The organism is Klebsiella sp. CN_Kp113 (genome assembly GCF_040064585.1).
Classification (GTDB): domain Bacteria; phylum Pseudomonadota; class Gammaproteobacteria; order Enterobacterales; family Enterobacteriaceae; genus Klebsiella; species Klebsiella michiganensis.
The window spans coordinates 241485-253946 of record NZ_JBEAID010000023.1; the positions used below are offsets into that span (position 1 = coordinate 241485).

The window sequence follows — 12462 nt, forward strand, 5'->3', positions numbered from 1 at the left end:
TGTTGTGGGGGATTTTCCCCCATGATGCGTTTTTTATTATAGGCCGCGTTTTTTTAAGCTGAACACCTTCCTGAGCTGAACGAGTAAAAATATGAAAAGCAAAGTGTTTAACCCTGGCCTGCTGTCTGGCGTTGTTATCAGTCTCTGCAGCGTCCTGCTGGCGCCCGCCGCGCAGGCCGCCTGTACCGGCACCGAACTCAGCGTCTGTCCCGCCCCCTTTGATGCGCCGCTTCCGGATCCCCACAACATGCTCACCTGGAGCCAGACCGACCGGGTAATCGGCTTTCGTAACGACTACCGCAATTACGCTGGCGATGTGTTTCATCACGGTAATGCCGTGCCGTTGCAGGCCGCGGCGAAACGCTTAACCGACGCAAGCTATCGGGTGAACGGTCAAACCTGGAATCTGCAGGATTACCTGCGGCGCCAGAACGTCAGCGGCATGCTGGTGCTGAAAAATGGCAAAGTGGCCTGGAAATATCTGGCAGAAGGCAATACCGACACCACTCTCTGGACATCGCGCTCGGTGGGCAAATCCGTGGTTGCCACCCTGGTGGGCGTGGCGATTAAACAGGGCAAAATTCACTCGCTCGACGATCTCATCACCCAGTATGAACCCGACCTGAAAGGCACCGCCTGGGACGGTGTGACCCTGAAGCAGCTGATTAGCCACACCTCCGGGGTGGCGTGGAATGAGGACTACACTAATCCGCAATCGGACTTCGCCCGGCTTACCGAGTGTGAAGCCAGACCCGGCGCCTATGACTGCGTACGTCAGTTGGTGTCCGGCCTGCGCCGCGCGCATCCTGCCGGCGAGAACTGGTCTTACTCCTCCGGCGGCGCATGGCTGCTGGGGGATGTGCTGGAACGCGCCACCGGCATGACGCTGGCGGCATATCTGGAAAAAAGTATCTGGCAACCCTACGGTATGGCGAGCGACGGCGTGTGGCATGCCTACACAAAAGGTGAGCACGATGTGGGCGCGCACGGCTTTAACGCCACGTTAGAGGATTGGGGGCGCTTCGGTGAGTTCATTCTGCATAACGGCCTGCTGCCGAACGGCGAGCAGATCTTGCCGGAAAACTGGGTTGCCGAGTCATCACGCTGGACCCGGGCGGCAGGCTCGGTGTCCGCGGCGCATCCACACGGTATTTACGGCTACCAGTGGTGGAACAATGAAGTGCCGGCCAATGCGACCAACGTTGAACCTGCGCCGCAGGCATCCCTTCAACATTCGCTGTGGGCGCTGGGCATTTTTGGTCAGATGATAATGGTTAATCAGGCGGAAAATCTGGTCATCGTCCAGTGGTCGACCTGGCCGCAGGCTGAGCCCGCCTTCAGCGCCCAACCGCTGGAATCCTCGCTGATGTTTAGCGCGATAGCGAAGGCACTGCATTAACGCCGGTTTGGATCCCGTCGGTGCTGAGCGCCTGAATCAGGGGCCTGGCACCGTCGCCGGCGGCAGAACGTTCACGTTTACCCATAAGCTCCCCGTCCGCTCCAGGCCATAGCGGACGGGAGGCGTGAAGGTTAATCGACTCTACATACCACGGTGGCATGATCCCACCATGCGTTCTCATTAATATTCACCTCAAGAACCGTAAATTGCTCCGCACGAATCTCGTCCAGCAGGGCCTGGAGCGGTCGCAACGTACGCCAGGGTTTGCTCTCTTTAAGTAAATGATGGCGGATAGGATCGTACGCGAGAATATCCTCGGGATGACGCGGGGTTCCGCACATGGAGCCGATCACCAGCCGTCCTCCGGGTTTCAGTAATCTTCTGACTTCGGCAAAGCAGAGGTGGCGGGCATCGTCAATCAGGCAATGCACACAGCTGCCATCAACAATGAGCTCAAACGTCGCATCCTGACACTGATGAATATGGCAGACATCTCCGACAAAAAAATTTGCCGGGAGACCCGCTTGCTGAAAACGATTTTGTGCCCATCGGATCGCGGTTTCGGACCAATCTATCCCCCACACCGAATAGCCTCGTTCCGCAAAATACTGCGCGGCCATCGCGCCATTCCCGCACCCCAGCTCAAGGACAGGCGTGCCGGGTTGGGGGAAATAGTGCTGTAAGTGAAGCCAGCTAAAAACGCGCTCCTGCTGTTCTTTGGCCCGGGAATAACCTTCGCCAGCCCAGGCGATAGCGCCATTTGCCAGCAACTGCCGATACTCTTTTTCATAGCGGTTCATAATTAAGACGCCTTTGTCAGCAGCAACGCTCGTCACTTTACGCGCGGTAGAGGCAGGAGAAAAACCAACCGTCAGACACGCTCCGTCATCTCAGGCAGCAATTGTTCAATCACGTCGATAATACTTCTTACCCGCGGTGGGATAAAGCGGGCGTCAGGATAGACCGCATAGAGAACGCGATCGGGTAATCGCCAGGCGGGTAATACCGGTACCAGCCTGCCGGACTGCAAAGCGTGGGCCGCAAGGGGTAACTGCATGCCGCCGATACCGATGCCGGACTCTAACGCCTGCAGCAGCGCTTCGCTGGTGTTAGCCCGAAACACGGTATTGACTTTCATATCAACCGTTTTATCACCCGAGACCAGCCGCAGCGGCGCGTCCTGCGCGATGCCGCTGAACCGCACGTGCGGGTGGGCGGCCAGCTCGCTGACGGCATGCACCGTTTTAAAACCGGGGGCGGCAAAGAGCGCAGTTTCAATACGCGCCAGCACGCGCGCCGCACTCCCCGGCGGCGGTTCACTGCTCAACCGCAGCGCGACATCCACTCCTTCAGCAACCAGATCGGCAATGCGGTCATCAAGAGAAAGCGTCAGACGCAGCTCGGGGTGCATTTTCTGCAGCGCCAGCAGATGCGGCAAAAAGAGCTGCCCCAGGCCGCTCGGCAGCTGCACGTGCACCCGGCCTTGCCACTGGCGATCGGTTGGCTGTAAGCGCCTTTCCGCTTCATGCATCGCTTCCAGCAAAAGCTGCATATCGCGCCGGTAAATTTCTCCCTGCTCGGTCAGCGCCATCGCACGCGTGGTTCGGTGCAGCAACACCACCCCAAGCTCCTCCTCAAGCGCCGCGATCTGCTGACTGACGGCGGATTGTTTCATTCCGCACTGGCGGGCTGCCGCTGAAAAGGATCCCGCTTCTACCACGCGCAGGAAGGTGGCAATGGCGTTGAGCTTATTATTCATTTAATGATTCTGCTTATAAGTGCCATCAGTTTTACGGGATATGCGTGAAAAAAATAATATACCACACTGCCTCTGTCACCCACCCTGGAGAAGCAACGTGAATAAGATACCGCAACCCAAAATCGCCCTGGTCGCCGGCGCCAGCGGCATTATTGGCAGAGAACTGGTGAAAACGCTGTTACGCAATCGCTGGGAGGTTATCGGCCTCAGCCGCCATGCATCGTCCCACCCGGAAAACATTCCCTTCATTCACGTCGATTTACTGGATGCGCAGCACAGCGCGCAAAAACTGCATTCGCTCAACGGCGTCACCCACATTTTTTACAGCGCATGGGCCAACGCCGGGAACTGGGCGGAAATGGTTGAACCGAACGTCACCATGCTGCGCAACCTGGTCAGCAACATCGAGCAAACCGCACCGCTACGGACGGTAAGCCTGATGCAGGGATACAAAGTGTACGGCGCGCATCTTGGTCCGTTCAAAACCCCGGCGCGTGAAAGCGATCCCGGCGTACCCGGGGCCGAATTTAACGCCGCTCAGCTCACCTGGCTCAGCCATTTCCAGCGCGGAAAAACGTGGCGCTGGAACGCGATCAGGCCGGGCGTGGTCGGCAGTACGGTGCCCGGCAACGCCATGAATCTCGCACTCAGCATCGCGATCTATGCTTCGCTATGTAAAGCGCAGGATCTACCGCTGCGTTTCCCCGGTTCGGAAAAAACCTGGCACAGCATTGTCGATCACACGGACGCCGGGTTGCTGGCTGATGCCACGCTCTGGGCCGCGACCTCGCCAACGGCGCAAAACCAGGCGTTCAACGTCAATAACGGCGACATCTGGCGCTGGTGCGAGCTGTGGCCGCGCATCGCGAGCTGGTTTGAACTGGCATCCGCCCCGCCGGTCAGACTGTCATTTAACCAGCTGTTTGTGGATTACCGCTCGCACTGGCGCGAACTGGCCGGGCAGAGTCTGGTGGAAGCGGACATCTTAAGGCTCAGCGACGGTAAATTTGCTGATTTCGTCTTTGGCTGGAACTACGACATGTTTGGCGATGGCAGCAAACTGCGCCGGGCGGGCTTCACTGAAATGCAGGCCACCGACGATATGTTTTTCCGCCTGTTCGCTCAGCTGAGAGCCGCGCGCATTATCCCCTGATAACGCCTCCGCCAGACAGATATTCTGCCACTCTCAAAGAGCCATTAACGCCGCGCGATCAACCCACGCTTCTGTTTTTCGCGCGCGACTCGCGCTTCGCGCTCTGGCTCTCCCCGCTTTTTAATTAAATATAAAACGATAAAAGTTTATTGTAAAACGATAAACACCAGGATAATCTGCGCGCTCTTTCACCGACCAGATTGCCAGGAGAGGCAAGTCATGAACAGAAGTATGCTGCGCGGGGGGTTACTCTCCGGGGCGCTGCGGCGCGCGCCGGCGATGTCAGCCGAGATGTCAGGATTTGCCGGGACGGGCGCGTCAGTTGCTCCACGCTATTCAGGGTCCAGTACACCTTGTATTCATTGCGGTTGTACTCATTTTAAGGAGAAAGCATGATCGGGTATCGATACCGCAGATACTGCAGTGACTGGCAAATCCTGTGCTCAGGCCTGGCTTTTGTCGCGGTGATGGCGGCAGGCATTTATTTGCAACCCGGCTTCAGACCCTTGACCACCCAGGTATCCGGGGACAAAGCGCTGGTTGCCTTTTTAACGCCGCTGCTCAAAGGCGCGCACGGTCACGTCGCCGCAGCGCTCATCACGCCAGGCGGCGTGCGCTATGGTATCTGGGGCAATGATTATGCCAGGCAGTTTGAGATTGGCAGCCTCAGCAAAACCCTGACCGCCAGCCTGCTGATTGATGCCATCCGGCGCGGCGAAGTCACAGCCACGACGCAGGTCGGCGATCTGGTGCCAGAGCTCGTCGGTCCGGCGCGGAATATTAGCCTTGAGGAGCTCGTCTCGCATCGTTCGGGCCTGCCTCCGTTCGCCTCATCGCTCACGCAGAAAATCGCCATGCTTACCGCCATTGTGAGACGAGAAAACCCGTGGAGCTACGATCGCCAGGAGCTGGCGGAAATGATTAACCGGGCGCGGATACCGAAGGTCAAAATATTTGATTACTCCAATTCCGGGTTTGCCCTGCTGGGGCTAGCGCTGGAACGCGCCTCTCACCGTACATTCGCGGCGTTGCTGGAACAGCGCGTTTTTGCACCGGCCGGGATGACCCGTTCGCTTGTGGCGCAAGAGACGACGCCGCCTGACGCGGCATTTATGCCGGGCTGGTCAGCGTCAGGTTTACGCGAAGCGCCGTGGATCTTAAACGCCTTCTCGCCTGCGGCCGGCGTACGTTCCACTATTGTCGATATGACGAAATATGCCCAGGCGCTTATGGCAGGAAAACTGGCCGGAAGCCAGGGCATGGCGCCGCGGTTCGCGACCGACGATCCCGATTCACGGGTAGGCTATTCATGGTTCACCACCGCTATCAAGGGACGGGATATTATCTGGCACGATGGTCAGTCCGCGGGCTATGCCGCCGTGATGGCCTTTGACCCCGAGCGTAAAACCGCCGTCGTGATCCTCTCAGATACCGCATGGCCGGTAATTGTGCCGGCAATCAAATTGCTGCTTTCCACGCTATCCGACGTTAAGGAAGAACGATGAACTGGATTAATATGCTGTGGGCGATATTGACCCTGCTGTCAGTGGCGGTCTTTATTTCCGGAAACGGGTTTGCACGGTACAAAGTACGCCTTATTAATTATGTTCTCTTCACCTTCATTGTTATTTATATTGCCGAGTCATTACAAACCATCGATAACCTGAGTAAAACAGGCTACCTGATGCGAATGTTGACCTGGACAATACAGGCGGCGTTTATTGCCATCGGTCTGTTTAGCGTCTGGCAGCGCCCGTGGTTCCGCGGCCCGTCGCGACGGGCGGCCGGACTACACGTTGTCTTATCTCTGCTCCTTATGTCATGCTTAGGCGTGCTGGTTCTGTAATCGCACCATTATTCAGGAAGGTTAAAGGTGAAAAACGCACGAAACAAACTCAGTCTGTTCTTACTGGCTGGAATATTACCGCTGTTTTTTATTCTGGCGGTCATTACGCCAGTGTGGATCTATTTTACTGGCGAGTCGTTTTTCCTCGCAAATATGCTTGAGTTTGCCGAGGTTCCGCTCGGTAATGAAAGCGGTCTGACGGCACCGACTTTTAAACTGCTGGCGCTGCTGGCGATACTCTATTTACCCGCCGGGCTTTTCGCCTGGGCGATCTGGCAGGGGATCCGCGTCACTCAATACGTCAGAAAACGCACCATTCTGAGCCTCGACCTGGCGCTGAGGGTAAGAAAAATCGCGCTGGCGATGCTGGGGATGGGGCTCCTGCTGCCGCTGTTTCGCTTCCTGGTGCCGCTGGTTTTTTACTGGCCGCATCCTTATACCCAGATCGTTCTTTTACTTAGCGATTTTGTCCTGCTGCTGACCGGCGGCTTGTTATTTGTGACGTTTCACTCCATGCTCGAAGGGATCAGAGCGGAAAATGAGAATAAGGAGTTTATCTGACTATGGCGGTAGTGGTTAATCTGGACAAATTGCTGGTAGAGAGAAAAATGACGTCCAGAGCGCTGGCGGCCTATGTAGGGATTACCGAGCAAAACCTGTCTTTGCTCAAATCAGGAAAGGTGAAAGGTATCCGCTTCGATACGCTGGCAAAAATCTGCCAGGCGCTGGAGTGCCAGCCAGGCGATATTCTCGCCTGGGAGGCGGATTAACGCCCTTTCTCGATCGTGCAGGCCCACTGCTGGCTCATGCTGCTCTGGCTGGTGGCGATTTGCAGCGACAGGCTGGCGTCAAGGGTATGCGTGACGCTGTATTCAAGCACCACATCATCCAGATCGCGGGCGACGCGCTCAATGCGAAACAGAGCCTGGCCGGGTTCAATATTGAGCAATCCCGCCGTGCGGCTATCGCAGCACACCGGCGTATAGCGTTCCGTGGCGTTGGCCGGCGAGTAGCCGAACGTTTCCCGCAGCTGCTTATACAGCGATCGGCTGCCGTCCACGTGGCTCAGATCGTTATAGATACGGCCATTAAGCCAGGTCAGCACATGGCCAACCGGCCGGTCGCCCTGCACTAACAGCCGCTCCAGACGCATCAGCTGGCAGCCTAAATCCAGCCCCATTTGCTCCGCCACCTGGCGGTCGGCCATGGTCGAAATCAGCGACAGCACTTCCACGGCTATCTCCCCCGGCGGAGCAAAGGTGGTCAGTACGTCCGGGAGGTCGGTGTAGTATTTCTGCAGCGCATCGCGGTTAATAAACGTCCCTTTACCCTGTTCGCGGTACACCATGCCAATACTGGCCAGCGAATCTATCGCCTGTTTAATGGTACCGCGCGCGACCTTAAACTCCCCGGCGAGCAGCAGTTCGCCCGGGAGTTTATCGTCATAGGTAAAAGAGAGGATCCGCTGCAGGATAACGTCTTTTATCCTTAAATAGAGAGGGAGTCCATCCGACTCAAACATACTTGTGCTCCAACTCAGAGGTAGTGTATCTGGCTCCTGTAAGCGCTAAGTATATCCTGATTTATCTCCTGATTACCGTCTATGTTTGCGCTGGCGAGAATGGGCGGCGTGCGCGCATTTTCCAGCATGATTTCGCAAATACGTAATACCAGGCTGTTAGCGATGGTCGCGCCCATGATGGTGGAGAGCGGCGCGGCTTTCTGCGCCATCCCCGGCAGGCTCACCGCCGCATCGCCATACTCGCAGTGGTTATCAATGGTGATATCGGCCACATCCACCAGCAGCTTGCCGCTGGAGTGGCGCGACGTCACGCGCGCCGCCGTCGCCAGGCTGGTAATCGCGATAACCTTTGCGCCGCACGCTTTCGCCGCCAGCGCGACATCAATGGTAATCGCGTTGCGTCCCGACACCGAATGGATCAGCAGCGTATCTTCAGCCCTTAGCGGCGACTGCTCCACCAGTACCCGACCGAGGTGCTCCACATTTTCCACCGCGCTGGTGAGGGTTAACGGCCTGACGTTAAGCATCAGCGCAGGCGTAAAAAGCGGATTGATGATGGCCAGGCCGCCCGCGCGATAGCTCATCTCCTCCGCCAGAATCCCGGCGTGGCTGGCGCCAAAGACGAAGATGTTGCGCTGCCCCATAATGCTGTGGGACATGATTTCCGCCGCCCGGGTGAGTTCATCGGGGCGCTGCTCAAGAAAAGCCAGCTTCTGGCGGATCTGACTGTAGTACTGTTTCAGGGCCTGACTCATAGACTTCCTCCCGATATCAGAACGCCAGCAGGCGGGTCAAAAGATGAATGACTGGCGCGAGGACAAACATATCGCTGTCGCCTGCCCATAGCGCGGTATCCGGGATCGTATTGTCGATAAAGCCGGTGACGCAGAAATACTGCCCCCAGGCGACCACGGTCGAGGTGATAAACCCCGCCAGCAGAGCGCCTTTATAGCCTCCGGTAATATTGCCGAAGACCCCCGCCGTACCGGCGTGAAAGAAAATCACAATCATACTGGGAATAAAAACGTAGCCGGTATAGCGGCCGATCAGGGTCAGCCACAGCAGCGAGCCGACAAAAGCGCCGACAAACCCCAGCACCACCGCGTTTGGCGCAAAGTTAAACAGTATCGGGCAGTCCAGCGCCGGTTTTGCGCCGGGCACCAGCCGCGATCCGATGCCGTTAAACGCCGGCACCATTTCGCCAATAAACATCCGTACGCCGAGCAGCACGACGGCAATGCCGCCGGTAAACATCAGCGATTGTTTGAGGGCATAGATGTAGAAGCTCAGGTCGCCGGATTGCGCCAGAATCTCCGCCGCTTTCGGCGTACCTTTAATCTGCAGAATAAAGGTGCCAATAAAGAACAGCAGCGCCATGGTCAACGCCGTCACCACGTTGGAGTCGCGCAGGAAACCCAACTTTTTAGGGACTTTGATATCTTCGGAGCTGATTTTGTTGCGGGCGAAAATCTGGCCAAAAATCGCCCCCAGCAGCGCGACGGAGGCGGAAGTATGCCCCAGCGCCACGTTGTCGTTGCCGGTGATTTTTCGCACCCAGGGCTGAACCAGCGCGGGCTGTAGGGTCCAGTAGAGCCCCATAATCACCGTTAGCATCAGCGTCAGCTGCACCGCTGAAATAGCGGGCTCGGTGTTCACCATCACCCCGGCAAAGATCATCGTCGTCCAGAACATCATATGTCCTGTCAGGTAGATGTATTTAAAGCGCGTCAGCCGGGCCAGCAGCAAATTGATAGCGAATCCGCCGGCAATGGCGATGGTCACGCTGCTTCCGTAGCGTTCGCTGAAGCGCGCCTGGCCGATAATATTGGTCAGGTTCATGGAGCTGAGACCGAAAACTTCGGTCCAGATCGGCTGAAATATCAGCAGCGCGGAGACGATAATCCCGGCCCCCGCGCCGATGATCAGAAAGCCCAGAATGCCTTTCAGGGTACCGGACACAATGTCCGCCAGCGATTTCTTTTGCAGCACTAGCCCCAGCAGCACAATCAGGCCAATTAAGATCGACGCTTCACCAAATATATTGATGGTGATCCAGCGCAGCACGCCAAGAAACTCGCTCATGACGGCTCTCCTGCGGGCAGAATTTTCGCCTGGGTCAGCGCCGCGGTGATTTCGGCGTTATCGATATAGTTGTTCACCACCACCACCGGACAGGACAGATGCTTAAGGTTGTCCACCAGCTCCGCGTTGGTTATCACCACATCGGCGTTGGCCGAAGCGGCGGAAGAGACATCCATATGTTCCACGGATGCCTGAATCCCGTGCTGTTTTAACACCGCCTCAACGTTCATTTTTAAAATCAGGCTGGAGCCCATACCTAAACCACAGACTGTCAGAATTTTCATCGCTATTCACTCCGTGTTCATCACGCTACAAACGCTGCGAGCCGCTGGCTAACAGCCGATAAAGTTGTTCTGGATCGTTCGAATGCATCAGGGTATGCAGGTTATTTTCATCGCTGAGTACGGTCACGATATGCTGGATAAGGTGGATATGGGCATCGCTGCTGGTTGCCGAAAGCCCCAGCACCACCTGAACCGGGTCGTTTTCCGCATGACCAAACGCCAGCGGTTCACGCAGCCTGACCGCGCTGATCTGCGCTTTCATCGCCCCCTGCTCCGGGCGGGCATGCGGCAGCGCCAGCCCGGGGGCAATGACAAAATAGGGGCCCAGCTCGCGGTAGCTATCGACCATTGCCTGGACGTATTGCGGGCTACAGGCTCCCGCGCGGCACAGCGCGTTCCCCGCCTCGCGGATGGCCTCCTCAGGGGTAGCGGCCGGGTAGTCAACGCGTATCGCCTGACGCTCAATCATCGGAGGCTCCTTGAGTTAAGTGATGACGGATAGAGGCAAGCGTGGTCGCCAGCGCCCGCTGGACGAACGCGCGCCCTTTCTCTTCGCTGGCGGCAGTGGGATCGCCCAGCACCGCATAGTCAGAAAACTCGGTCCAGGGTATCGGCTGATAGCGAAAATTGTTCGGGAAAGCCGGATAGTGCGCGCGGGCGTTGGTCATGGTGACGAACTCTGGCGCCAGCGCCAGCATCAGCGAGGTTTCGACCTCATCAGCATGCATATAGCCGGGGTAAGCCACCGCGGTGGTTTGCCGTTTTTTTACCTCTTCATCCATCCCCGCCCAGCTATAGCTAAGCAAGGTAATACCCTGCTCTTTTAGCTGCCGGGAGGCCGCTTTCATCGCATCAAAATTGCCGTAATGCGCGTTAATCACCGCCGTGGTGGTGATACCGTAGCTGGCCATGTTTTCCGCCAGCGACACCAGCAGCGACGTCAGCCGTTCATGACCGATATCAATCGCGCCCGCGTGGCCGCGCAGGGACCAGACCTGGCTGTAGGAAAAGACCGGCAGGCTCAGGGCGCACTCGCCCAGCTGCTCGTCAAGCAGCGCGCAAAACCGCTCGGCCAGCAGGTTATCGGTATCCAGCGGCAGGTGGTCGCCGTGCGGCTCGACGGCGCCGAGCGGCAATAAGGCGATCCGCGCCTTTTGTAACGCCCGCCGGGCCTCGCTTTCGTTTAAACGATGCAGCTTCATAACATCTCCTCAGGCAAAAGCGAGGTAACGCGCCGGGTTGTCGACGAAGAAATCATGCAGCAGCGCTTCGCCGTCAAACCCGGCTTCCCGGGCCTCGTCAATGAATCTTGGCCGCCAGTCGCTAAGGATAAATTTCAGCCCCAGCCCCCCTTTGCCGTAATGCGCGCTCATGGATTTACGGGCAAAATCGCCGCCGATTAAGATCTGCTTTTGATAACCGCGCTGGCAGAGCGCCAGGATGGCCTGGGTACGGATGTGCTCGGGATGATATTTGATGCGGCTGATACCGTCGAAAGAGAGAAACGCCCCGGTGTTGGCGATCTGACGGTGCAGCCAGGGATCGGGGTTACGATCCATATGAGCAAAACATAAGCGGGAGAGATCCAGCCCCCATTTTTTAAAGAGCTGCGCCTGCTCGAGTCCCATCGTCCCCATTTCCGTATGGCTGTGCATCGGCGCCCCGGTGCGCTGCTGGGCGCGAACGATAACCTCCATGGTTTTTTGTTCCAGAGGGGAAATGGCGTTATAGCCGGTACCGCACTTCACCACGCCAGCCCGATGTTCGGTGCCCTCTATCCCCTCAGTGACCTCGCGACAGACATGTTCAACCAGTTCATCAACGTCTGAATGTGCAATCCATTCGGCGAAAGTCTGCGCGGAGCCCGGCCGCTTGCTGCTCCACAGAAAGCCTTTGTTAAAACCCGCAGTGGCGATAATGTGCAGCTGCTGGCGCTGCGCCATGGCGGCGACGGCTGCGGCCTGACGGCCATAATCCGGCGCGGTGGCGTCGTATATGGCGTTACCACCCGCCCGGCGGAAGTCGCTTAATTCACGCTCTGAAGCCTGCGGATCGTCGAGTAACAGATCGTCATCCTGACGCTCGGCCCAATAGGGCGGAATACAGTAGATATGGTCATGGCTGTAGGTGACGCCCAGCTGATTAGCGGAAATATCCCCGTTTAACGTTCGAATGATGCCCATGTTTCTTGCTCCCCGGAACGGATAAGAAGGTGCTTTCAACATAGGCGCGACCCACTTGACCAGTCAAGTGATCAAGTTCGCATCGGTCATATAAAATTTCTATCTGTGAGCCCGGTAGATATTTAAAACGCGATAACGGCGCACTACGCGGCTGACTTCCCGGAAACAGAAATTATATCTGTAAGAGGATCGTGCCGGGGACGGTATAAAGATTTTCATACTTCAGTGAAAATT

Annotated in this window: 15 protein-coding genes; 6 read left to right on the forward strand and 9 right to left on the reverse strand. The window is 57.0% G+C overall.

The genetic code is table 11. The features are described 5' to 3' along the window. Positions 1-91: 91 nt before the first annotated feature. Positions 92-1399: a serine hydrolase gene (locus ABLV30_RS16265; RefSeq protein ID WP_265799973.1), complete on the forward strand. Its 1308-nt coding sequence runs from the start codon at positions 92-94 to the stop codon at positions 1397-1399. Positions 1400-1530: 131 nt separating this feature from the next. Here the strand turns inward: ABLV30_RS16265 and ABLV30_RS16270 are convergent, their stop codons facing one another. Further along, positions 1531-2199: a class I SAM-dependent methyltransferase gene (locus tag ABLV30_RS16270; protein WP_265799975.1), complete on the reverse strand. Its 669-nt coding sequence runs from the start codon at positions 2197-2199 to the stop codon at positions 1531-1533. 71 nt (positions 2200-2270) lie between these two features. Beyond that, positions 2271-3158: a LysR family transcriptional regulator gene (locus tag ABLV30_RS16275; RefSeq protein WP_025106296.1), complete on the reverse strand. Its 888-nt coding sequence runs from the start codon at positions 3156-3158 to the stop codon at positions 2271-2273. A 97-nt stretch (positions 3159-3255) separates the two neighbouring features. On the opposite strand from ABLV30_RS16275, the gene ABLV30_RS16280 reads away from it, so the two are divergent. From ABLV30_RS16280 to ABLV30_RS16300, 5 genes are all read left to right on the forward strand, one after another. Next, positions 3256-4311, forward strand: a complete 1056-nt coding sequence (locus tag ABLV30_RS16280) for an SDR family oxidoreductase (RefSeq protein ID WP_025106295.1) — start codon at positions 3256-3258, stop codon at positions 4309-4311. 392 nt (positions 4312-4703) lie between these two features. Then, complete coding sequence (locus tag ABLV30_RS16285) at positions 4704-5816, forward strand: serine hydrolase domain-containing protein (RefSeq protein ID WP_025106294.1); 1113 nt, start codon at positions 4704-4706, stop codon at positions 5814-5816. Continuing rightward, positions 5813-6157 (forward strand): hypothetical protein, encoded by a 345-nt coding sequence (locus ABLV30_RS16290; protein ID WP_025106293.1) that lies wholly within the window; start codon positions 5813-5815, stop codon positions 6155-6157. Before ABLV30_RS16285 ends, ABLV30_RS16290 begins: the two co-directional genes overlap by 4 nt. Positions 6158-6184: 27 nt before the next feature. After that, positions 6185-6718, forward strand: coding sequence for a DUF2975 domain-containing protein (locus ABLV30_RS16295; protein WP_221687365.1), 534 nt, complete (start codon positions 6185-6187; stop codon positions 6716-6718). A 2-nt stretch (positions 6719-6720) separates the two neighbouring features. Further along, a complete protein-coding gene (locus ABLV30_RS16300) occupies positions 6721-6927 on the forward strand; it encodes a helix-turn-helix transcriptional regulator (protein ID WP_004120193.1) in 207 nt (68 codons plus the stop codon). Here ABLV30_RS16300 and ABLV30_RS16305 read toward each other — a convergent pair. Genes ABLV30_RS16305 through ABLV30_RS16335 form a run of 7 tightly spaced genes read right to left on the reverse strand, consistent with a single transcriptional unit; the run spans position 6924 to position 12228 of the window. Then, positions 6924-7679: a GntR family transcriptional regulator gene (locus ABLV30_RS16305; RefSeq protein WP_004851009.1), complete on the reverse strand. Its 756-nt coding sequence runs from the start codon at positions 7677-7679 to the stop codon at positions 6924-6926. The two genes, ABLV30_RS16300 and ABLV30_RS16305, sit on opposite strands and share 4 nt — an antisense overlap. A 14-nt stretch (positions 7680-7693) precedes the next feature. Continuing rightward, entirely contained in the window at positions 7694-8434 is a 741-nt protein-coding gene (locus ABLV30_RS16310) for an SIS domain-containing protein (protein WP_009652212.1), read from the reverse strand. A 16-nt stretch (positions 8435-8450) separates the two neighbouring features. Then, positions 8451-9761: a PTS ascorbate transporter subunit IIC gene (locus ABLV30_RS16315; RefSeq protein WP_004851013.1), complete on the reverse strand. Its 1311-nt coding sequence runs from the start codon at positions 9759-9761 to the stop codon at positions 8451-8453. Further along, on the reverse strand, positions 9758-10045 hold the full coding sequence (locus ABLV30_RS16320) for a PTS sugar transporter subunit IIB (RefSeq protein ID WP_004851015.1): 288 nt from the start codon (positions 10043-10045) through the stop codon (positions 9758-9760). The genes ABLV30_RS16315 and ABLV30_RS16320 overlap by 4 nt, the downstream gene beginning before the upstream one ends. A 25-nt stretch (positions 10046-10070) precedes the next feature. Then, complete coding sequence (locus tag ABLV30_RS16325; protein WP_265799980.1) at positions 10071-10514, reverse strand: PTS sugar transporter subunit IIA; 444 nt, start codon at positions 10512-10514, stop codon at positions 10071-10073. After that, positions 10507-11247 carry a creatininase family protein gene (locus tag ABLV30_RS16330; RefSeq protein WP_265799982.1) on the reverse strand — a complete coding sequence of 247 codons (741 nt, stop codon included), beginning with the start codon at positions 11245-11247 and terminating at the stop codon, positions 10507-10509. Before ABLV30_RS16330 ends, ABLV30_RS16325 begins: the two co-directional genes overlap by 8 nt. Before the next feature lie 9 nt (positions 11248-11256). After that, complete coding sequence (locus ABLV30_RS16335; RefSeq protein WP_004851020.1) at positions 11257-12228, reverse strand: phosphotriesterase; 972 nt, start codon at positions 12226-12228, stop codon at positions 11257-11259. Positions 12229-12462 lie beyond the last annotated feature (234 nt).

Excerpts from the sequence above, each read along its gene's own strand:
- ABLV30_RS16265 (WP_265799973.1), top strand. The coding sequence starts at position 92 with ATGAAAAGCAAAGTGTTTAACCCTGGCCTGCTGTCTGGCGTTGTTATC.
- ABLV30_RS16270 (WP_265799975.1), bottom strand. The coding sequence starts at position 2,199 with ATGAACCGCTATGAAAAAGAGTATCGGCAGTTGCTGGCAAATGGCGCT.
- ABLV30_RS16275 (WP_025106296.1), bottom strand. The coding sequence starts at position 3,158 with ATGAATAATAAGCTCAACGCCATTGCCACCTTCCTGCGCGTGGTAGAA.
- ABLV30_RS16285 (WP_025106294.1), top strand. The coding sequence starts at position 4,704 with ATGATCGGGTATCGATACCGCAGATACTGCAGTGACTGGCAAATCCTG.
- ABLV30_RS16290 (WP_025106293.1), top strand. The coding sequence starts at position 5,813 with ATGAACTGGATTAATATGCTGTGGGCGATATTGACCCTGCTGTCAGTG.
- ABLV30_RS16300 (WP_004120193.1), top strand. The coding sequence starts at position 6,721 with ATGGCGGTAGTGGTTAATCTGGACAAATTGCTGGTAGAGAGAAAAATG.
- ABLV30_RS16305 (WP_004851009.1), bottom strand. The coding sequence starts at position 7,679 with ATGTTTGAGTCGGATGGACTCCCTCTCTATTTAAGGATAAAAGACGTT.
- ABLV30_RS16310 (WP_009652212.1), bottom strand. The coding sequence starts at position 8,434 with ATGAGTCAGGCCCTGAAACAGTACTACAGTCAGATCCGCCAGAAGCTG.
- ABLV30_RS16315 (WP_004851013.1), bottom strand. The coding sequence starts at position 9,761 with ATGAGCGAGTTTCTTGGCGTGCTGCGCTGGATCACCATCAATATATTT.
- ABLV30_RS16320 (WP_004851015.1), bottom strand. The coding sequence starts at position 10,045 with ATGAAAATTCTGACAGTCTGTGGTTTAGGTATGGGCTCCAGCCTGATT.
- ABLV30_RS16325 (WP_265799980.1), bottom strand. The coding sequence starts at position 10,514 with ATGATTGAGCGTCAGGCGATACGCGTTGACTACCCGGCCGCTACCCCT.
- ABLV30_RS16330 (WP_265799982.1), bottom strand. The coding sequence starts at position 11,247 with ATGAAGCTGCATCGTTTAAACGAAAGCGAGGCCCGGCGGGCGTTACAA.
- ABLV30_RS16335 (WP_004851020.1), bottom strand. The coding sequence starts at position 12,228 with ATGGGCATCATTCGAACGTTAAACGGGGATATTTCCGCTAATCAGCTG.